This window comes from Hymenobacter frigidus (genome assembly GCF_014640435.1).
Taxonomy (GTDB): domain Bacteria; phylum Bacteroidota; class Bacteroidia; order Cytophagales; family Hymenobacteraceae; genus Hymenobacter; species Hymenobacter frigidus.
Genome location: NZ_BMGY01000029.1, coordinates 1 through 20987 on the forward strand (window position 1 = coordinate 1; position 20987 = coordinate 20987).

A 20987-nucleotide genomic window follows, 5' to 3' on the forward strand; every position below is an offset into this window, starting at 1 on the left:
CATATTGGTGCTACGCTAGATTGGCTTAGGTAAATAAATAAATTTTTGATTGTCCTCACGCTCTAGGCATTTGAATCATTGCCCCGAAAATTATTGGATGACCACGCGAATGGTTTGAACAGCCTGCTCAGCCATCTGCACCCGCAACAGGTACAGCCCCGGCTTCAACCCATCGGTATCAACCCGGTTGATGAGCCCATCGACAAGGGCTTCCCGCTGAAGCCGCCCCAGCGCGTCGAACAAGCGAACGGACATCGGAGCCGCAGTATTGGCCACCAAGCTCAGTTTTTCGCCGGCCAGCACGGGGTTGGGATATGCCTGGGCCGCGCCCGTGCTCAACAGGTACGCTTCTTCGGGCTGGCTGTAGAATGATTGACCAACTACATTGTCCAGCCGCACGCGGTAGAGGTAGCGCCCGGCAACCGGTGGCTGGTCAGAGAATGCAAAGGAAGTTTGTGTGATGGGCCTTATGGCTTGTACGGCTTCGTAGCCAGCCGGCCCCAACCGCTCGAGCGTGGCCGAGCGCAGGCGATACACGCTGCCCAGCACCACATCGAAGCGCACGACCTCATCAACCAGCTGGCGAACCAGAAAGGAGCGGAAATAGCAGGCCGTACCTTGGCTGCTGTAGTCGATGGTGAGGCTTGGAGCCACTGCCCGGCCCCGCAGGATGGGTGCAACGGCGTAGTACCGCGCTTGCATCTGGCTGCGGTTGAGCACCAGGGCCGTATCGGTAGTTTGGGCAAAAGGCACCAAGTACGTACTCCCTAGCTGATAGAGCTGGTACGTGCCGGCCCCCGGCACACGGGGCCAATGCAGCAAGGTTTCGTCGGAACAAGTGTAGCCGACCTGCAACGCCAGCGGTCGCACAATGGAAAATGTATCGGAGACAAAGACGCTGCTGCCAGCCACCAGGCGCAACTGGGCCAGCGTAGTAGTATCGGGCACAAACCAGGCAAACCGTTTTTGAGCCAGCACCACGGCCGGGTTTACTTCACGCCATTGGGAGCGGCCCACGGGCCGGTATTCGAGGCGGGCCGTGGCAGCAGCAGAGCCGCTCCACTGCCAGCGCAGGGTGTTGGGAGTGCCGGGCTTCAGGTTGTCGGGGCGGGCGGGTTTCACCCAGGTCAGGCCCGGCGCGTTGATTTCATAGGCCAAGCTGAAAGTCTGCGGGCCTTGCGGCACTGCGAAACCACGTACATGCAGCTCGTAGGTACCCGCGCCGGGCAGGGCCAGGGTAATTTGCTCCACGTTGTTGAGGTGGTCGGCCCGACGGCGGGCGGGCAGGGCCAGCGAGTCGGCACGCGGGAAGCTGCTGAGCACCCACGGCCGCCAGCGCTGCCCGCTGCCCACGGCCACCAGTTCCACGTCCAGGTCGTTGATGAGGGCGCTAGCGGCATTGGCGGCCGCGGCGGGGTCGCTCCAGGTGAGGGTAGCTTTCAGCTGCTGCTGGCCGGCCGGCACGGTCAGGGTATAAACCTGGTCGACACCCTGCGTCGCAGTACCGGCGAAGAACTGGCCATTGCGCATGGTCGCAACGGCACCCAAGGCATCCGCTTGGCCGAACCCACTCAAATGGTCTACTTCGGGCCGGCCCAGGTCATCGGCGCTGTTCAAGAGCACCGCTTTTACCAGCGCGGCGGGCGGCAGCGCGCCGTTGTGCTGGTCGCGGTAAGTCTGCTGCAAGAGCAAGCTGAGGCCCGACACCAGCGCCGCCGACTCGGAGGAGCCGCCCTCGCCGTGGGCCACCAGCTCGGGTTTCACGCGGCCATCATGGGCCGGCCCCCGCGAGCTGAGGGCGGATACCTGCCCGCTGGGGTCGGTGGCGCCCACGGTCAGAGTGTTTTTCGACATTTTGAACTGCCCGCTGATATTGGCGAAGCCGGCAATGCCTTGGTAAATGCCGCTGGGGCTAGCCAGGGTACCAGCATTACCCGATGAAAAAATGTGCAGCAGCGCCGGAAACTGCTGGCATTGCCGGTCGTATTCCTGTGCCTCTACGCCGTAATAGTTCTCGATACCAACCCCGTAGGAATGGTTTTGCACCGACACACCGGCTTGGGCCAGCTGCTGGCCGTCATCGGGCAGCAAGCGGGCAAAATTGGAGGTAGTCAGCCGTACGGCCGCTGCCACGCCCCGGCCGAGCGGGTCAGAGTTGCCGGCGCCGCCGATGAGCGTGGCCATGCCCGTAGCGTGGTCCGAGGCCGGGCCCGGAAAGATTCCGGCCGTGGTCACCCGGCCCCGCAGGTCGATGTCGTTAGGGTCGAAGGGCTGCTCCTTTACCGAAACCGTGAGGCCCTGCCCCCGGAGCTGCGGAAAACGGGCGTGCAACGCCGAAATAGCGTTGACCGATAAATCAGAGTTGCTGAGGCGGCGCTCCTCATGGGCGCGGCGGTCGGGCACATCCACAAAATCAACCCACGGGCAGGCAGCAAGTTGGACGAGCGTCGTAGCATTGAGGCCCGCCACCAGTAGCGTGCGCGCCGACGCGCTGGGCTGCGACACTTGCGCGCCGGGCAGGTACTGTCGCATCCAAAGCTGGAAAGCAGCTTTATCGCGCACGCTCACCCTCACGGTGCGAGTACCCTGCTGGGCGGCAGCCGTTTGCAGGGCCGGGGCCAGTTTGGCAGAGGCCTGGCTCCGCGGGGCGAGTTGCGCCAAAAGCATATTGGGAGCCGTCAGCAGCACCAGAACCAGCCATCGCCAACTGGTCAGCAACTTGCTTAGCAACACAACCACTTTAGCTGGCACTTCTTGATTTTGACTCATGCAGCCGGTATTTTAACTGATTAAAGCCCCTTCAAAATGCCTCTTGCCAAAGATAAAGCGAAACCCGCCGCCGCTTCATCGCCAGTGTGCTGCGCATAAAAAAAGAAACCTGCAGTAAGCAGGTTTCTTTTTTTATGCTTGACCAAAAACCTCCCGCTTATTCACCGGGCTTCAACACCACTTTGGTGCAGTTATCCTTCTTGTTGCGGAAGATGTCGTAGGCGTGTGGAGCCTGCGAGAGCGGCAAGCGGTGCGAAATAATGTCATCAAGCCGCACATCGCCGTTGGCAACGTGGCCCATCAGCTTATCGATGTACTTGTGGGCGGGAGCCTGGCCACCTTTCAGGGTGATGCCCTTGTCGAAGAACTGGTGGATGGGGAAGTTATCGAACGGCGAGGAGTACACGCCCAGCACCGACACGAAGCCGCCGCGGCGCACGGCGCTCATGCAGGCTAGCAGCACCTTGTCGGACCCTTTTTCCAGGTTGATGACGGCTTTGGCGCGGTCGGCCAGGTTGCGGTCGGGCTCGAAGCCCACGGCTTCTACCACCACATCGGCCCCGTAGCCCTTGCTCATGCTCCGGATTTCGTCAACCACCTGCTGCTGGCTTTCCCACAGGATGCCTTCGGCGCGGGCCGATTGCTTGGCCAAATCGAGACGATACTGCTGGGTATCGACGATGATAACGCGCTTAGCCCCGCGCAGCCAGGCTGACTTGGCGGCCATAATGCCCACCGGGCCAGCCCCAAAAATGGCCACGATTTCGCCGCCCCGCACGTTGGCCCAGTCGATGCCGGTGTAGCCGGTGGGAAAGATGTCGGTGAGGAACAGCACCTGCTCATCGGTAAGGTTATCGGGCACTTTGCGGGGGCCGTAGTCGGCGTAAGGCACGCGCACAAATTCGGCCTGCCCACCATCGTAGCCGCCGTACAAATCCGTGTAGCCGAACAGCGCGCCGCCTTTTTCGGTCATCAGGCCGCCTTCGGGGCCGTAGTGGTCGGGGTTAGAATTTTCGCAGTGGCCGGGCAGGTCGTGGCTGCAAAACAGGCAATGGCCGCAGGCTACCGGGAACGGCACCACCACTCGGTCGCCACGCTTGAGGTTTTTCACGCCTTTGCCTACTTCTTCCACAATGCCCATAAACTCATGGCCCAAGGTCATGGGATGGAGCTGGGGGATGCTGCCGTTGTAGATGTGCAGGTCGGACCCGCAAATGGCCGTGCTGGTCACACGCAGAATAATGTCGCGTGCTTCTTTGATTTCGGGGTCATCCACGTTGTCGACGCGGACATCTTTGGCACCGTGAATTCGGAGAGCTTTCATAAGGAGTAGGTGGTAAGTGGAGAAAAATTCTCTTACCCCTAACGCCCGGTCAATAACTCAGGTTGTTGCCAGTCAGCTATTTCCCCTGAAAAACTCGACTATGAATTTTGCTTTTAAAGCTGATAGACTGCTATTCCCGTTGCCATAAAAATGTACGCGTACGTTTCTCCCACCAGCACTTGCCGCACCGTGGCGGGGTCGAGCCCGGCGGGCAGGGCCACGCGGCGCTCGGCCTGGGTGTAGAGGTGATAAAAGTGAATGGCCCCGGCATCGAGGTAGTACAGCTCATCGCCCCGAAAGCCGATAGCCCCCAGCCCGGTGAAGGGCAACTTTTTTTTGTAGTTACCGAGGTTATCAAACACGTAGATGCCCGTACTGCGGTCGACAAGGTAGATGTTGTTCTGGTACTGCCGGATGAACCGAAAATCAGGGCGCGAGCGGCCGATGATTAAATCCAGCGGCGTGCTTTGCACCAGGCGCAGGGTGTTAGGGTCAAACTCGCGCAGCACCAGGTTGCTTTCATCAAGCAGCCAGATAACGTTGTCGGGGGCCAGAGTAGCCACGCGCACGGTGCCATCGAGGTAGTCGGCCAGCCGCACTTCGGTGATGGGGGCCAGGAAGCGGTCGAGCAGCACCAGCTGCTGCCGGTCGTCGTTGAACACCAGCGTGGTGGTCACGTTCCAGGCCTCCACCTGGGCCACGTGGCCGGGCTGGGCGGGCGCGTAAGTGTTCAGGGGCAGGCCCTCGGGGCCGTACTGGCGCAGGTTGTTATCCGCATCGGCCACGTAAAGCGCCCCGCGCCGGTCAAGAGACGCGGCCCCCGGATTCGGCAGCTTGATAAGGCGCAGCTGTTTCCAGGACGTGGCGGTGGCGGCAGTAGTCGCGTCGGCGGCGGGCGGCGTGGCCTGCACGGGAGCCACCGGCTGCTGGGCCGCCGGCGCAACGGAAGCTGCCGAGGGCACGGTAACCTGGGCCTGGGCCGCGGCGGTCACTAAGAGCAGGGCGGCGAACCGGCTACTTCTCAAAATGCCGCAGGGCCAGCTCGTTGCCATCATACACGCCGTAAGAACAATAATTGACCCATTCCCCCAGGTTCACGTAGCGGCTGCCGGGCGCTACTTCTACATCAATGGGCAAATGGCGGTGGCCAAACACGTAATAGTCGTGGTGCAAACGCGTTTCCAGCTCGCGGCAGTATTGCAACAACCACTCTTCATCGCCGAAGTATTCCGTATCGTCTTTACCGGTTTGCATGCGGCTGCGGCGGCTCCACTTGTTGGCCATGCCGATGCCTAAGTTGGGATGTAGCCGCGCAAACAGCCACTGCGCCACACCCGACGAAAACACCTGTTTCAGCGCCTTGTACTGATAATCCTTCGGCCCCAGCCCATCGCCGTGCCCGATATGAAAGAGCCGATTGCCGATGCGCTGCGATACCTCATGGCGCAGCACCGGAATGCCCATTTCCTGCGTGAAGTAGCCGAACATCCACATATCGTGGTTGCCGGTGAAGATGGTGATGGGCAGCCCGCCATCGGTCAGCTCGGCCAGCTTGCCCTGCAGCCGGCTGAACCCGCGCGGAATGGCGTGCTTGTACTCAAACCAGAAATCGAACAAGTCGCCCAGCAGGTAGATGGCCGCCGCGTCCTGGGCCACTGCATCGAGCCAGCGCACAATGCGCTTTTCCCGCGCCAGCGACGTAGCCGCATCGGGGGCGCCCAAGTGAAAATCGGAAGCAAAATAAACCCGCTTGCCGGGGGGCAGCGCCAGGTCAGCCAGCATGTGGGGGGACTTAATCAATGGTTAATGAGTAACGGTCAGTGGTTAATAGTAGATGAGTGATAATGCCCGGCAATGATTCTCGTCAACCGTTAACCACTAATCATTCACCGTTATTTTCACCTTCTTCCAGCAGGAACAGTGCGATACGGCGCGGGCCGTGGGCTCCCAGCACGAGGGTCTTTTCGATGTCGGCAGTGCGGCTGGGGCCGCTGGTGAGCGATACCATCGAGGGCATTTGGGAGCCGTAACGCGACTGTATCACCCGCAGCGCCTCCCCTATTTCGCTCACAACCTGGCTGGGCCGGGCCAGCACGAGGTGCTGGTCGGGATAGATGCTCAGCCGCCGCCCGCTGGCCGTGGCCGCCGACACCAGCACGCTACCGGTACGGGCCACCAGCGCCTCGCAGGAAGTCAGGCTCAAGTCAGCCTGCGCGATAAAGTCCTGCTCATCGGCCCGAAAAGCTACGCCGGCGGCCCGCAGTACGGCCTGCAAATCAGGCTCCCATACATAGGGCGCGCCCACCTGCTGCCGCTGCCGGAACCCGGCAATTTGCTTGGCCAAATGCTCCAACGTCTCACAATAGTAGAACTCGCCGCCCACGCGCTGGAAGCTCTCGGCGAAAGCCACCACGGGGTCGGGGCTGCTCAGGGGCGGGTGCACGGGGGCCACGAAGTCGGGCCGGAGCGGCAACGGCGCAGGACCAGCCGCCAGCCCCTGCCGAATACGGGCCAAAACGGCATCACGAGAAGTTTCAGACATAGCGCAAAAGTAACGCACATAAAAAAGAGCCAGCCCAAAACCGGACTGGCTCTTTAAATAGCGTAAGTATCAACCTACGCGACTAGTAATCCGCTACCCGGCAATGGCGTTGCCGCTGGGCGTAGACGTTTCGTTGTTGCGGTTGTCATCGATACCGGGCAAGTGCAGCTCGGGCAGGTCGCTACCCAACTTGCCACCAGCAGCCAGCTCGCCTTTCACTTCCGAAGCGGTTTCGCTCCGGTCGGTGCCAGCCATGTGGGCCTGGTAGTTGGTCTGGTTGTCGAAGGGGCGCTTACCCACCAAACGGGTCAGGTCTTCCTGCTGAAGCACTTCTTTCTCCAACAGTTCTTTCGCCACTACTTCCAACTCATGGCGGCGCTCGGTGAGCAGCTCCTTGGTGCGGATATAGGCGTTTTCGATGATGGTGCGAACTTCCTCGTCAATCAACTGCGAAGTGGCTTCCGAGTAGGGCTTCGAGAAACCATACTCGTTCTGGCCCTTCGAGTCGTAGAACGACACGTTGCCCAGCTTGGTGTTCATGCCATACATCGTCACCATCGAGTAAGCCATTTTAGTGATGCGCTCCAGGTCGCTGAGGGCACCCGTGGAGATTTTGCCAAACACCAACTCCTCGGCGGCGCGGCCACCCAGGGCCATGCACATCTCGTCAATCAGCTGCTCAGTATTGTAGAGGAACTGCTCCTTGGGCAGGTACTGCGCGTAGCCCAGCGCGGCCACGCCACGGGGTACAATGCTAACTTTCACCAAAGGGTCGACGTGCTCCAAAAACCAGCCCGTGATAGCGTGGCCAGCTTCGTGATAAGCCACAATGCGCTTTTCGCCGGGCGAAATGATTTTATTCTTCTTCTCCAAGCCCCCAATCACGCGGTCAATGGCGTCGGTGAAGTCCTGGTCGGTGATGAACTTCTTATCGCGGCGAGCCGCAATCAGGGCCGCTTCGTTGCAGACGTTGGCAATTTCAGCGCCGGCAAAACCGGGCGTTTGGGCCGAAAGGCGGCGGGCATCCACATCGGGGCCCAGCGTCAGCGGCTTGAGGTGAACCTGGAAAATCTCGGTGCGGCCGTTAATGTCCGGCTTGTCGATGCTCACCTGCCGGTCGAAGCGGCCGGGGCGCAGCAGCGCGGAGTCCAGCGTATCGGGGCGGTTGGTGGCGGCGAGGATGATGACGCCGGAATCGGTGCCGAAACCATCCATTTCTACCAGCAGCGAGTTCAGGGTGTTCTCGCGCTCGTCGTTGCCGCCGGGCATGTTGCCTTTGCTGCGCGAGCGGCCCACGGCGTCAATCTCATCAATGAAGATGATGCACGGAGCCTTGGCCTTGGCTTGCTTGAACAAGTCACGAACTCGGGCCGCACCCACACCCACGAACATCTCGACAAAGTCGGAGCCTGAGAGGGAGAAGAACGGTACATCGGCTTCACCGGCTACGGCTTTGGCCAACAGCGTTTTGCCTGTGCCGGGAGGGCCTACCAACAACGCACCTTTCGGAATCTTACCGCCGAGGATGGTGAACTTGCTGGGGTTCTTGAGAAACTCCACAATCTCCTGCACCTCTTCTTTGGCTTCTTCGAGGCCGGCTACGTCTTTAAAGGTGATTTTCACTTTATCGCCGCCCTCAAACAAGGCGGCTTTGCTCTTGCCGATGTTGAAAATCTGGCCGCCGGGGCCACCGCCGCTGCCCATGCGGCGCATCAGGAACCAGAAACCGACAATCATCAGAATGATGAAGCCGTAGGTACCCACGTAGTCGCCGGGGCTCTGCCGGGTATCAATGTTGAGCGGCAGGCGCTGGGCGGCGGGCTGGGCGGCCTGCAGCTTGTCCAGGTTTTCCTGAAACAGCTTGGCATCCACTATCGGGAAGTAGAACTGCGAACCCGTGCCGGTAGCCCCGAAAGGCGTGCGGCGTGTGAGCTCCTGCCGGTACTCTGACTTGGCCAGCGCCTCGGGTTTTAAAGTAATCTCAACTTCCTTCTTCTCGCTTACAATGGTGACATCGCGCACATCACCGGCGGCCAGCATCTGCTCGAAGCGCTGCTGGTTGATTCGGGCGGGCGAATTCAGGTTGTTCACCCACATCACCCCGAACAAGAATACCAGCAAACCCGCCAGCACCCAAAGTTGCACTCCCGGACGCGGAGTCGGGGAAGGCACTAAGGGCTTCTTCTTTTTATTGTTATTGGGATTTTTATCCGACATGAAAATAGCTAGTTAAATCAGGAATAACTATGAGCAAAACACCGCGCCGAAAACAAATGTTCGGTAAAATGCAAGACGCGTGAGAATCGTCCTTATTTTACCGGATTATTTTTTGCCTGTTATCCCGAGCACAGCGAAAGACCTTCTCACGATTGAACAGCTGGCAATAATCCCACACTGCTATGGCGTGACAAGGTCTTTCGCTGCGCTCAGGATGGCAGGTGCTGGGCCAACTTAGGCCGGCTCCGACTCGATGTAGCTAATATCGGCGTCGCCCCACAGCTCTTCCAGCGCGTAAAACTTGCGGCGGTCGCGCAGAAAAACGTGCACCACTACGTCGACATAGTCGAGCAGCACCCACTCACGATTGGTGCGGCCCTCGGTCTGCCAGGGGCTTTCGCCGGTTACTTTTTCAACTTCCTCTTCTACCGAGCGGGCCACGGCTTCGAGTTGGGTATCGGAATTGGCTGAGCAGATGATAAAATAATCCGCGACGGCGTTTTTTAGCTCCTTCAAATTCAGCACCACGATGTCCGCTGCCTTCTTATCCTGCATGCCGCGAACGACCAAATCTGCCAATGTGTCTGAATCCTGACGGACCAACGTGCTTTTCATATTGTCTTGTTAGGTGTGAGCTTTACAGCCGAAAGTCCACGAAGTTAACGATACGCGAAAGAAGGCTGTGGTTGTGACCCCTCAAACCCTATTCACGGGCCAGCAATTAATCTGGCTGCCGACCTGTACCTCCACCAATTCGGAGGCCCAGAATTTTGTTGTCCAAAACCGGGCCAGCGACGGCTGCACGATTATTACGGACTTTCAGACGGCCGGCCGCGGACAACGCGGCAACCACTGGGAGGGTGCCGCCGCCGAAAATCTGATGCTCTCGGTGGTGTGGCAGCCCCGGTTTCTGGCCGCTGCCCAGCAGTTTCAGCTCAGCCAGGCCGTGGCCCTGGGCGTGCACGACTGGGCCGCCGCCCTGCTCGGCCCCGCCCCCAACCTAAAGCTGAAATGGCCCAACGACCTGTACTACGGCAACCAAAAGCTGGGCGGCATCCTGATTGAGAACAGCCTGAGCGGCACTACCATTCAGCACAGTATCATTGGTATTGGGCTAAATATCAACCAACAAGTATTCGATAACACCACGGCTACTTCCTTCAGCCAGGTCACGGGCCGGCGCTACCTGCGCGAGGAACTAGTCGCCCGCTTGCTCGAAAGTCTGGAGCGGCGTTATCTGCAGCTGCGCGCCGGGCAGGTGGGCCACTTGCGGCAGGACTACCTGCGGGTGCTGTACCGCTACCAGGAGGAACATTTATTTTTAATTGAAGGCCGCCCGGTGAGCGGCCAGATTGTCGGGGTGGAGGAGGATGGGCGGCTGGCGGTGGCCGTTGAAAATGAGCTGCGGCGGTTTGGCTTGCAGGAAATCCGGCACGTCTAGCAACCCTTTTGTTTATGGTCATCCAGAATTGGACGGTCTGTATTTTCTTTTCGTTACAATGAAGCTGTTTAGAAAGTCAATTTTTTTGAGCGTTTGTCATCCTGAGCGCAGCGAAGGACCTTATCCCGGCTACAACACGCTTGAACGAGACCCTTCAGTTGTGATAAGGTCCTTCGCTGCGCTCAGGATGACAGACTTCTTGACTTTCTAAACAGCTTCAATACCTGTATCCGCCATTTCATGAACACGAACCCGCTATTTTTCGGCAAATCACTGAGATGACCCGGATGTGGTATATGACTCATTTTCATCTGGCCCCAGCTATTGGTTATCTGAGCACAGCACCCCACCTCTTCCATCATCTTTCCATGAAAAACGCATCTCCTTTCGTAGCCACGCTTCTCTTGGTTATGCCCCTGCTGATGAGCGGGTGCAACAACGACCCCACCACGGGTGCGACTCTGGTGGAAGGGCAGGTGGTGGAAATCCAGGGCCGCCAGCCCGTGGCCAGGGCCTTGGTACAGGTGTACCAGGCCGGGCGGGGGGGGGGCTATGGCGCGGTGGGCAGCCCCTACCCCACCGATGTGCAGGGCCGCTTCTCCTTCCACTTCGACGCCACCAGCAAAAGCGGCTACCTGGTGAAAGCCAGCGCCCCGCCCGGCTACCTCACCGACTGGGGCCTAGCTCCCAACCTAACCGCCGGACGCAAAAATACCGGCCTGCTCATTCCCATGTACGCCCCCGCCTGGGTCCGCCTGCAACTCGTAGATGCGTTGCCCAGGAGCCGGGTGTATATGTTCATCTCTGGCTATGAAGGAGGTGGCACCCAGTTATATTACCCCCGTGACACGACTCTAATCAGGCCCTTGCTTGCTGGTTTCCCCGGAAAAATCATTTGGGTTATTACTAATCAGCAAGGAATCGACACGCAATATGAGCAAGCGATAAAACCGACTGCTTTAGACACGCTGACCGTGCGCATTTCTTTTTAGTCACTCCGACCCAACCCTTCCGGCCGTTTTGGCATCTGGGTAGTATATTTAGATTCTGCTAAGGACCTGAATGCATCAGGCAACCAATTCGTTACTCACCCCGAGTTTGTTTTGCCAGCGTAGCCAACTTTAACCGTTTTCGCCGGTTTATTCTGCATGAACCGGGTTCAACCACTGCCGTAAGGGCAATGAAAGAGCCAACCCGGCACGGTGCTTGTTTTTAACTGGGAGCTATTCTGCTTCTTTTCATCCTTTATTTTTTCTGCTTCGATTATGAAACTCTTTACTCGTTCACTGATTGCCCTTTTTTTGATGGTCGGCTCATTGGCACCGTCACTGGCGGTGGACATCACCATTTTGGTTGGCAATAACTACTACCGTGGGCCGGGCACGACCGGAAATGCCGACATCCGTACCATCACGGTGGGCGACCGAATCAACTTTGTGTGGGTGGCCGGCTTCCACCCCACGGTGTCGGACAGTTCCCCACAGACCTGGGCAACTTTCACGCCGAGCGCGAGCCTGCCCTCTGTTATTATTCCCTTTAATACAGTTGGAGTTTTTCCCTACCATTGCCAAGCGCATGGACTCCCAGGCCAAAACCAATACGGGGTGCTGACAGTCGTTGCCCGCACGCCCACGGCCACACTCAATGCCAAGGAAGCCGGCATCAGCGTGAATGTATTTCCAAACCCCAGCCGCGGTCAGGTTACCGTGAAGCTGGACCAGAAGCTGAGCAACAGCGACTACCAACTACGCCTGAGCAACATCATCGGCCAGGAAGTCCGCCGCGTGGTCATCAAGTCCGAGGCATTCACCACCGGCCTGCCCGTGGACCTGAGCGACCTGCGCGCCGGCATGTACTTCTACACGCTGCTCGTGGATGGCAAGGCGATAACCACCAAGCGGCTGGTGCTGCAGAATTGAGCAGACCCCACTCCAACTCGGTATCCTGACAAAAAGCAGCCTTCGGCTGCTTTTTGTGTTTCTAGCCCGAATTGGATTGAGCGGAGTGCCAGTGCAACGGTGCATTGCCTACTTTTGCCTTTTCACCGATTCGTCCGCTTCTATTTCCAGCTCCGGCTTGTACCCGGTACCGGCTGGGCCCTTGTGCCTCACTCGTTTCTATGCGCTCCTTTAAAAGCCTGAATAATCTCGTTGGTTGGCTCGTGTTTGCCATTGCCGCCGCCACCTACCTGCTTACCCTGGAGCCCACGGCTTCGTTCTGGGACTGCGGCGAGTTCATTGCTTGTTCCTACAAGCTGCTGGTACCGCACCCTCCGGGGGCACCCACGTTCCTGCTGCTGGGCCGGTTGTTTTCGCTGTTTTCGTTTGGCGATGTGACCAAGGTGGCCGTGCTCATCAACGCCCTTTCGGGCCTGAGCAGTGCCTTCACCGTCCTGTTTCTGTTCTGGATTATCACCCGCATGGCCCGCAAGCTGGTACTGCGAGAGGCCGTGAGCAACAGCGCCCTGGCGGCCGAAGCCATCGAGCCTTCGCGCTTCCAGACATTCCTAATTCTGAGTGCGGGCGCCGTGGGCGCGCTGGCTTTCGCGTTTTCTGACTCCTTCTGGTTCAACGCCGTGGAGGGCGAGGTGTACGCTATGTCGGCCCTCTGCACCGCCGCCGTGGTCTGGATAATGCTGAAGTGGGAAGCCCACGCCAACGAGCCCGATTCCGACAAGTGGCTCATTCTCATTGCCTACGTCATCGGCCTGAGCATCGGGGTGCACTTGCTGAATTTGCTGACCTTGCCCGCGCTGGGCTTCATCTACTACTATCGCCGCACGGCCAATCCGTCGGTAAAGGGCGGCATCATCGTGATGGTGGTGAGCATGGTGATTGTGGGTTCCATTCTGGTGGGCATCATCCCGGGCCTGCCCACGCTGGCCGGCAACTTTGAGGTATTCTTCATCAACACCATCGGGCTGCCCTTCAACTCGGGTCTGTTTATCTTCCTGATTGTGTTTATTGGGCTGATTTGGTTCGGCTTCCGCTTGTCCTTTCAGCGCCGCAGCCAACTGCTGAACACGGCCATGCTCGCCTTCGTGTTTATTCTGATTGGCTATTCGAGCTACCTCATCGTGCCGATTCGCAGCTCGTTTCAGCCCACCATCAACGAAAACGACCCCGAGGATGTGCTCAGCTTCGTGAGCTACCTCAAGCGCGAGCAGTACGGCTCGCGGCCCCTGCTCTACGGCCCGCAGTTCAACGCCCAGCCGGTGGACTACACCTTGGGTGCCCCCCGCTACGCCCGCGACCCCAAGACCAATACCTATAAGGAGATTCTGCCCCGCCAGCAGGAGCCCGTGTACCGCGACGAGGACAAGATGCTGCTGCCGCGCATCTACAGCTACGAGCCCGACCAGATTGCCAACTACAAGAAGTGGGTGGATATTCAGGACGGCGTGAAGCCCACCATGGGCCAGAACATTGGCTTTTTGCTGCGCTACCAGATGGGCCACATGTTCTGGCGCTACTTCATGTGGAACTTCGTGGGGCGCGAGTCCGACGTGCAGCAGGCCGGCACAGTCACGCCGTTCAGCGCCAGCGCCCAGAGCCTGCCGGCCCGCATCGGTGAGAGCCCGGCGCATAATAACTTTCTGGCCTTACCGCTCATTCTGGGTCTGATTGGCCTGTTCTTCCAGAGCAGGCGCGACAGCAAGGACGCCTGGGTGACGGGCCTGCTGTTTCTGATGACCGGCCTGGCCATTGTGCTCTACCTCAACCAACCGCCACGCGAGCCACGCGAGCGCGACTACACCTTCACCGGGGCCACCTTCGCCTTCTCCATCTGGATAGGCCTGGGGGTACTGGGGCTGGCCGAGCTGTTTGGCAAAGTGGTGAAGTCTGACGGCCTGCGGGCCGGCCTGGCGCTGGCCGTGGGCCTGCTCATTCCGGGCATTATGGTGGCCCAGGGCTGGGACGACCACGACCGCTCCGACCGCTACAACTCGGTGGACTCGGCCAAGAACCTGCTGAACAGCTGCGCCCCAAACGCCATCCTGTTCACCAACGGCGACAACGACACCTTCCCCCTCTGGTACGCCCAGGAGGTGGAAGGCGTGCGCACCGACGTGCGCGTGGCCGTGCTCAGCTACCTCAACACCGACTGGTACATCGCCCAGATGAAGCGCCGCTCCTACCTCTCGCAGGGCTTCCCCATCAGCATGGGTCCGGAAGCCTACGCGCAGGGTACGAACGACATGGTGCCCTTCGCGGCCAACCCCGCCGTGCAGAGCGTAAATCTCAAGGAGTTTATCGACTTGGTGAAAACCAATAACCCACTGCTACAGGTGCAGTACCAGGAAGGCGGCCCGAGCATGATGTCGTTCCCAACGCCCAACTTCTTCCTGCCCATCGATACGGTGGCCGTGAAGAAGCTCGGCATTATTCCCAAGGAGCGGGCGGGCCAGCTGGTGTCCCGCATGGAGTGGAGCATGGGCAAGCGCGCCATCGAGAAGAAAAACCTGGTGATTCTGGACATGATTGCCACCAATAACTGGCAGCGGCCCATCTACTTCAGCAGCACCGTGGCCCCGCAGGACTACATGAACCTGCAGCCCTACTTCCAGCTCGAAGGCATGGCCTACCGCCTGCTGCCCCTCAAAGACCCAAACTACGACCCCCGCAGCGGCGACGACGGCTACGTGGAAAAAGACCTGACCTACCAGCGTCTGTTCAAGGAGTTCAGCTACCGGGGCCTTGATAACCCGAACATTTTCTACGACGAAAACCACCTGCGCTTCCCGGCCAACTACCGCGACAAGTTTGCCCGCCTCTCCATGGCCTACCTGGCCGCCGGCAACGTGGCCAAGGCCAAGGAAGTGGCCGACAAGTGCCTGGCGCTGATGCCCGACAACACAGTGCCCTACGACTACTATTCGCCCCAGCTGGTGCCCGCCCTGATAGCCGGCGGCGAGAAGCAGAAAGCCGACGAGATGCTCGACACCATGACCCGCCGCTCGGAGCAAATGCTGGCCTACTACGCCACCAAGCCCGATGCCAGCCTGTTTGAAGACGACCAGCGCGGCTACGTGCTCAGCCTGCAAAGCGTGTACCGCGCCGCCGAACTCAGCGGTGACAAGGCCCGCAGCGAAAAGGCCCTGGGCCTGATGAATTTGTATTATCCGCGCTAGCTCTTCGCTGGGTCAGCAATTAGAAGGCCGGTTCGCAATGCGCGGGCCGGCCTTTTTTTATACGCGGTTCAGCAGGTTATCCAGGTCGTTTTGGTCACGGGGTCGGCCGGCGGCCCGCTTGGCTTGCAGCAGGTGCTGGTAGTGAATCAGCCGCACCGTCAGCCCTTCCACCAGCGCATCCGTAGCTTGCGCGTGGGCTTCGGGAAAATCGCGGAAATCCTCGTTAAAGATATTACCCATTGTGAACGGACCGATGCGCGTGGGCGCGGCACGAAAACGCCGTGCGGTCCATCCGCGGCGGGTGATTGATGTCGAAGTTGAATGCTACGCTGTTCAGGTACATGGCCGCCCGCAGGCGCTCGGCCAGAGTTTCGGGCTGTTGCGCCCGGTGGTAGGCTTCGGTTTCGGCGTGGGTGCCGGCATGAAAAGCTGTGCGGTCGAGGCGGAAGGACATGGGCGGGGTGAGGACAAGGAGGAAGACCGAACTTGGCACCAAATTTACGTAAGCAACCGGAGCCAACCGCCGCCTCACCAACCGGTAATCGGTCCGGCCATTCCTCAAAGCCAACCCATGAAACGCACTGCTAAAATGAGCGTTATCGGCAGCTTGCTGCTTCTAATGGCCGGCAGCTTTAGCTTCAGCAGCAGCTTCCGCGCGGCGGCTCGCTTGGCCTCCGCGGCCCCGCTGGCTCCGCGCCCCGACTACGCCGGCCTCTACCGCGACGCGGCGCACCTGGACGTGGACATCCGCCGCGAGGGCGACAGCCTGCGCCTCTACCTGCTGCTGCCCGCCCCCGCCCGCCTGGGGCCTGGCCATCCGCTGCGCCTGGCCGCCTGGCCCAGCTTCGATGCCAAGCAGCCGCTGTGGCAGGACAGCATTCCGCGCCGCCGGCAGCACCCACGCCCCGAACCCGATGGCGGCGTGCGCCTGAGCTTCTGCATCGCGGCGGCCCGCGTGCCCGCCGGGGCCGTGCTGGAGCTGAGCACCGCCGCCCCCGATAATAAAGGAGACTACCAGCTCCCCGCTACCACCGCCTGGCTGCGCCTCACCGAGGCCCAGCTGGCCCGCCCTTTCGTACTCACCGATTCGGTGGGCCGGCCGCTGCTGCGGCGCTACGTGCAGGCCGGCGAAACCTTTGGCGTGGACAGCTACGGCCTCTACCAGCCCGTGCGCTGGAAACAGTACGTCGTGACGCCCACCCCGGCCCTGCCGCCCATGACCAACCCGGCCGCGCTGCCCGGTGGCCCCCGAACCCTGCCCGTGCTCGATTCGGCCACCGCCCGGCCCGGCGATATGCTGCGCTTCACCGAGCCCGGCCTGTATGCCCTGCGCGTGGGCGGCCTGAACGGGACCGTGCCCCGTACGCTGGCCGTGCTGGTGGCCCCCAACGCCTACCCCACCCTCACCACGGCTTCGGAGCTGATTGAGCCGCTGCGCTACCTCACCACCAGCCAGGAGCGACAGAAACTCACCAACGCCCCCGACCCCAAGCGCGCCGTGGATAAGTTCTGGCTCGATATTGCCCGGGGCAACCAGCGCCTGGGGCGCGACCTGATAAAGCGCTACTACGGCCGCGTGACGGCGGCCAACCACCTCTTCGCCGCCCACAAAGCCGGCTGGCTCACCGATAGGGGCCTGCTTTACATTGTGCTAGGCCCCCCGCCCAGCGTCCGGCGCTCGTTCAATGGCGAGGAACGGTGGTTTTATCCGGAGGGCGGCCTGGGCGGCGGGCCCATCAGCTACACCTTCCGGCCCCGGCCGAGTACCTTTGCACCTGATTATTACGAATTGGTGCGCCGACCCGAGTACGAACTGCTCTGGTATGCCGCCGTTGAAAAATGGAGAACCCCACCGACCGCCCTGACCGGCCCGAACGTCCCAACCGACCTGCCCGACCGGTAGCCGGCCGCCGCTTCTACGACGGTGCCAACCGGCCCGTTACCCCGAAACAGTTCCGCCCCGACCGGGGGGGCACCGAGTTCGACGAACGCCCCGCCCGCCCCAAAGGCCGCGGCGGCAGCGACAACCGCGACGAAGCCGCCGGCGACCGCACCGGTCGCTCGGACCGGGGCGAATCGCGCCCGCCCTTTCGCGAGCGCAGCGAGGACGCTGGCAACGACCGGCCCCGCTACGAAAATCGCCCCGCCGCCGACCGCAGCATCGACATGCTCTTTGGCCTGCGTCCCATCCTGGAAGCGCTGAACGCGGGCCGCACGCTGGAAAAAATCTTCCTGCTGCGCGGCACCAAAAACAGCCTCGTGGCTGATATTTCGACGGCCGCCCGTGCCGTTGGCATCCCGGTGCAGCTGGTACCGGGCGAGAAGCTCGACGGCCTCACCCGCAAAAACCACCAGGGCGCGGTCGCCTTCGTATCGCCGATTGACTACGCCCCGCTGGATACCATCGTGACCGGCCTGTTTGAAGAAGGCAAAGTACCCTTCCTGCTGCTGCTCGACCGTATTACCGACGTGCGCAACTTCGGGGCCATTGCCCGCACGGCCGAGTGCCTGGGCGTGCAAGCCATTGTAGTGCCCGGCCGCGGCGCGGCCCAAATCAACGGCGACGCCCTGAAAACGTCCGCTGGCGCGCTGAACATTCTGCCGGTTTGCCGCGAAAACAACCTGCACGAAACCATCCGTTTCCTCCAACAGTCGGGCGTAACCATCGTGGCCTGTACCGAGAAAGCGGAAGAAGCCGTAGGCGCGGCCGAGGTCGATTTCACCGGCCCCGTAGCCATCCTCATGGGTTCGGAAGAAGACGGCATCTCGCCCGACCTGCTGAACCTGGCCGATGTGAAGCTGCGCGTGCCCATGAGCGGCCAGATTCAGTCGCTGAACGTGAGCGTGGCGGCCGGCATCATGCTGTTTGAAGTGGCCCGCCAGCGGGTGAGCGCGCAGTAACTGTCATTGCGAGTGGAGCATAGCGGAACGCGATAATCCGTCCTCTCCAAGCGACCAGCTCTGAGAGGTGACAGACTCATTACTTGACGCAAAAGGCCCCGAATCTAAGCAGATTCGGGGCCTTTCACATTGAAGCTGTTTGGTAAATCGAAAATCCTGTCATCCTGAGCTTGCGAAGGACCTTATCAGGCCTGCGCCGCTTGCAATTACCGCAAACTGTTCGTCGGTGATAAGGTCCTTCGCAAGCTCAGGATGACAAACGATAAAAAATCGAATTCCTAAACAGCTTCATTATCAGGTTTGTCGTTGAGAACAGAACGGATTGACGCCGCTTGAAACGCGGAATGTCGTGCCTTCTCGCAATGACGGACGACTAGTTGTACCCGGCCCCCTTCTTGGCTTTCACATCGGCTACGAATTCCTTCACGCGCTGCTCCTCGCTGCGCTTGCAGATGAGCAGCACATTGTCGTACTCGGCCACAATGTAGTCTTCCAGGCCCTGCACGACTACGAGGCGGTCGGCGGGGGTTTTGATGACGCAGCCGGTGGTGTCGTAGAGCATCACGTCGCCGCTCACCATGTTGCCATGCTCGTCGTGCTGGCCGATGCGGTGCAGCGAGTCCCAGGTTCCCACGTCGCTCCAGCCAAAGTCGGCGGGCATAACGTACACGTTGTCAGCCTTTTCCATCACGCCGTAGTCGATGCTGATGTTGCGGCAGCGCGAGTAAGCTTCGCTGATGAAGTTTCCCTCTTCAGCGGTTCCCAGCTGCTTCAGACCTTCGTCGAATACCTCGGCAATGTCGCTCAGGTATTGATGGAATGCGGCGATGATAACTTCAGCGCGCCATACGAACAGACCGGAATTCCAAAGGAAATCACCACTGTCGACGAACATGCGGGCAATTTCCAAGTTCGGCTTCTCGGTGAAGGTTTTGACTTTGTGCAGCTGGCCGCCGGGCAGCGACTGTTCGCTCATGTACTGAATGTAGCCGTAGCCGGTATCGGGCCGCGAGGGCTGAATGCCGAGCGTAATGAGGACATCGTTGGTCCGGGCAGCCTCCACGGCCACGCCGATGACGCGGTGGAACTCATCTTCGCGCAGTACGGCGTGGTCGGCCGGCGTGACAATGATGATGGCCTTCGGGTCGCGCTGCGCGATGCGGTAGCTGGCGTAGGCAATGCACGGGGCCGTGTTGCGCCCAATTGGCTCACCCAGAATCTGGTCGGCGGGCAAATCGGGCAGGTGTTCCTGCACCAAACCTATGTAGTCACGATTGGTCACCACAAACACGTTTTCGGGCGGGCAAACCCCCATAAACCGGTCCACAGTAAGCTGAAGCATGGACCGGCCAGTGCCCAGTACGTCATGAAACTGCTTGGGATGATGGGTGCGGCTGAACGGCCAGAACCGGCTGCCAATGCCGCCGGCCATTACGATGAGGTAAGTTGAATTCATTGCTACAAAGGTAATGCTGACACAGTACGTGTGTCGCGAAGCCAGGGTACGGGCTACACCAGTCCCTCGCGCAGCAAATCGTGCAAATGAATAAAACCAGCAAACTGCCCCTCCTCCGTCACCACCAGCTGGGTGATGTTGCGCAGCTGCATGCGGACCAGGGCTTCGGCGGCAAAGTCCTCCACGTCGATGGTGGCGGGGTGCGGGGTGAGAATGTCGCGGGCGCGGAGCTTTTCGAGGTCGGAGAAGCTGCCCAGCATACGGCGCAGGTCGCCATCGGTGATGATGCCCGCGAGCTGGCCGGCAGCGTCGAGCACGGCGGTGGCTCCGAGGCGCTTGCCGGAAATTTCGAGCAGCACGTCCCGTAGCGGCGCGTTTTCGGCCACCTGGGGGCGCTGGTTTTGGCGGCTCAGGTCGCCCACTTTCAGGTAGAGGCGCTTGCCGAGCGTGCCGCCGGGGTGCAGGCGGGCAAAATCGGCGGCGCTGAACTGGCGGCTTTCGAGCAGGCACACGGCCAGGGCATCGCCCAGGGCCAGGGCGGCGGTGGTGCTGGTGGTGGGGGCCAGGTTGTTGGGGCAGGCCTCCTTGGTCACGGGGGCGTGCAGCACGTAGGTGGCCTGCTGGGCGAGGTAGGAGTCGGCGTTGCTGACCAGCGCGGCCAGCGGCACGCCCTTGCGGCGCAGCAGCGGCACCAGCACCTTGATTTCGGGCGTGTCGCCGCTTTTGCTGATGGCTACCACGAAATCTTCGGGCTGAATCATGCCCAAATCGCCGTGAATAGCGTCGGCGGCGTGCATGAACAGGGCGGGCGTGCCGGTGCTGTTGAGCGTGGCCACGATTTTGCCCGCGATGTGGGCGCTTTTGCCAATACCCGTGACCACCACGCGGCCCTTGAGCTGCAGAATGGCCTGCACGCAGTTCACAAAATCGGGCGTGGCGGCCAGCGCGTCGGCTACGTCGTGCAGGGCGGCGGCTTCTTCGCGCAGCACCTGGCGGCCAATAGCCAACACATCGACGGCCGCCGGGGCAGCATTAATAACGTTCTCGGAGGGGGAAGAAGCGGACATGGGCAAGGGGCGGATTGTTATTGCAAAATTGGGGGAAAGAAGCTCCCCCGAAGCTGAAACAGAAAACGAAAGCCAATTATGCACAGCCAAACACGCGACTTGCTGACAAAACCACGCTGCCCCAATTGCCAGGTGGGCA

The 20987-nt window shown here is 60.4% G+C and carries 17 protein-coding genes; 6 read left to right on the plus strand and 11 right to left on the minus strand.

The features are described from left to right. Positions 1–90 precede the first annotated feature (90 nt). The 7 genes from IEW17_RS14340 to rsfS form a co-directional block, all read right to left on the minus strand. The gene (locus IEW17_RS14340; protein WP_188562744.1) at positions 91–2769 is read right to left on the minus strand and encodes a S8 family serine peptidase; all 2679 of its coding nucleotides are present in this window, start codon (positions 2767–2769) and stop codon (positions 91–93) included. Between the two features lie 157 nt (positions 2770–2926). Continuing rightward, a complete protein-coding gene (locus tag IEW17_RS14345; RefSeq protein ID WP_188562745.1) occupies positions 2927–4093 on the minus strand; it encodes a zinc-dependent alcohol dehydrogenase in 1167 nt (388 codons plus the stop codon). Between the two features lie 113 nt (positions 4094–4206). Further along, positions 4207–5085, minus strand: coding sequence for a hypothetical protein (locus IEW17_RS14350; protein ID WP_229749012.1), 879 nt, complete (start codon positions 5083–5085; stop codon positions 4207–4209). Positions 5086–5107: 22 nt separating this feature from the next. Further along, positions 5108–5875: a UDP-2,3-diacylglucosamine diphosphatase gene (locus IEW17_RS14355; protein WP_188562784.1), complete on the minus strand. Its 768-nt coding sequence runs from the start codon at positions 5873–5875 to the stop codon at positions 5108–5110. A gap of 100 nt (positions 5876–5975) precedes the next feature. Next, a complete protein-coding gene (locus tag IEW17_RS14360; protein ID WP_188562747.1) occupies positions 5976–6635 on the minus strand; it encodes a LutC/YkgG family protein in 660 nt (219 codons plus the stop codon). Positions 6636–6728: 93 nt separating this feature from the next. Further along, positions 6729–8852, minus strand: a complete 2124-nt coding sequence (gene ftsH / locus IEW17_RS14365) for an ATP-dependent zinc metalloprotease FtsH (protein WP_188562748.1) — start codon at positions 8850–8852, stop codon at positions 6729–6731. Between the two features lie 234 nt (positions 8853–9086). After that, on the minus strand, positions 9087–9467 hold the full coding sequence (rsfS, locus tag IEW17_RS14370; protein WP_188562749.1) for a ribosome silencing factor: 381 nt from the start codon (positions 9465–9467) through the stop codon (positions 9087–9089). A gap of 73 nt (positions 9468–9540) precedes the next feature. On the opposite strand from rsfS, the gene IEW17_RS14375 reads away from it, so the two are divergent. From IEW17_RS14375 to IEW17_RS14390, 4 genes are all read left to right on the plus strand, one after another. Further along, positions 9541–10293: a biotin--[acetyl-CoA-carboxylase] ligase gene (locus IEW17_RS14375; RefSeq protein ID WP_188562750.1), complete on the plus strand. Its 753-nt coding sequence runs from the start codon at positions 9541–9543 to the stop codon at positions 10291–10293. A 368-nt stretch (positions 10294–10661) separates the two neighbouring features. After that, positions 10662–11285 carry a hypothetical protein gene (locus IEW17_RS14380; RefSeq protein ID WP_188562751.1) on the plus strand — a complete coding sequence of 208 codons (624 nt, stop codon included), beginning with the start codon at positions 10662–10664 and terminating at the stop codon, positions 11283–11285. 273 nt (positions 11286–11558) lie between these two features. Continuing rightward, the gene (locus tag IEW17_RS14385; protein ID WP_188562752.1) at positions 11559–12212 is read left to right on the plus strand and encodes a T9SS type A sorting domain-containing protein; all 654 of its coding nucleotides are present in this window, start codon (positions 11559–11561) and stop codon (positions 12210–12212) included. Between the two features lie 200 nt (positions 12213–12412). Beyond that, positions 12413–15424 (plus strand): glycosyltransferase family 117 protein, encoded by a 3012-nt coding sequence (locus IEW17_RS14390; RefSeq protein WP_188562753.1) that lies wholly within the window; start codon positions 12413–12415, stop codon positions 15422–15424. Positions 15425–15481: 57 nt separating this feature from the next. Here IEW17_RS14390 and IEW17_RS14395 read toward each other — a convergent pair whose 3' ends face one another. Beyond that, positions 15482–15664 carry a hypothetical protein gene (locus IEW17_RS14395; RefSeq protein WP_188562754.1) on the minus strand — a complete coding sequence of 61 codons (183 nt, stop codon included), beginning with the start codon at positions 15662–15664 and terminating at the stop codon, positions 15482–15484. Next, on the minus strand, positions 15657–15878 hold the full coding sequence (locus IEW17_RS14400; protein WP_188562755.1) for a hypothetical protein: 222 nt from the start codon (positions 15876–15878) through the stop codon (positions 15657–15659). Before IEW17_RS14400 ends, IEW17_RS14395 begins: the two co-directional genes overlap by 8 nt. A gap of 117 nt (positions 15879–15995) precedes the next feature. On the opposite strand from IEW17_RS14400, the gene IEW17_RS14405 reads away from it, so the two are divergent. Both IEW17_RS14405 and rlmB read left to right on the plus strand, forming a co-directional pair. Beyond that, complete coding sequence (locus IEW17_RS14405; RefSeq protein WP_188562756.1) at positions 15996–17327, plus strand: GWxTD domain-containing protein; 1332 nt, start codon at positions 15996–15998, stop codon at positions 17325–17327. Beyond that, positions 17264–18325, plus strand: a complete 1062-nt coding sequence (gene rlmB / locus IEW17_RS14410; protein ID WP_308420623.1) for a 23S rRNA (guanosine(2251)-2'-O)-methyltransferase RlmB — start codon at positions 17264–17266, stop codon at positions 18323–18325. Before IEW17_RS14405 ends, rlmB begins: the two co-directional genes overlap by 64 nt. 373 nt (positions 18326–18698) lie before the next feature. Here rlmB and IEW17_RS14415 read toward each other — a convergent pair whose 3' ends face one another. Further along, positions 18699–19781 (minus strand): mannose-1-phosphate guanylyltransferase, encoded by a 1083-nt coding sequence (locus tag IEW17_RS14415; protein WP_188562757.1) that lies wholly within the window; start codon positions 19779–19781, stop codon positions 18699–18701. A gap of 53 nt (positions 19782–19834) precedes the next feature. Continuing rightward, positions 19835–20848 (minus strand): KpsF/GutQ family sugar-phosphate isomerase, encoded by a 1014-nt coding sequence (locus tag IEW17_RS14420; RefSeq protein WP_188562758.1) that lies wholly within the window; start codon positions 20846–20848, stop codon positions 19835–19837. Positions 20849–20987: the final 139 nt, after the last annotated feature.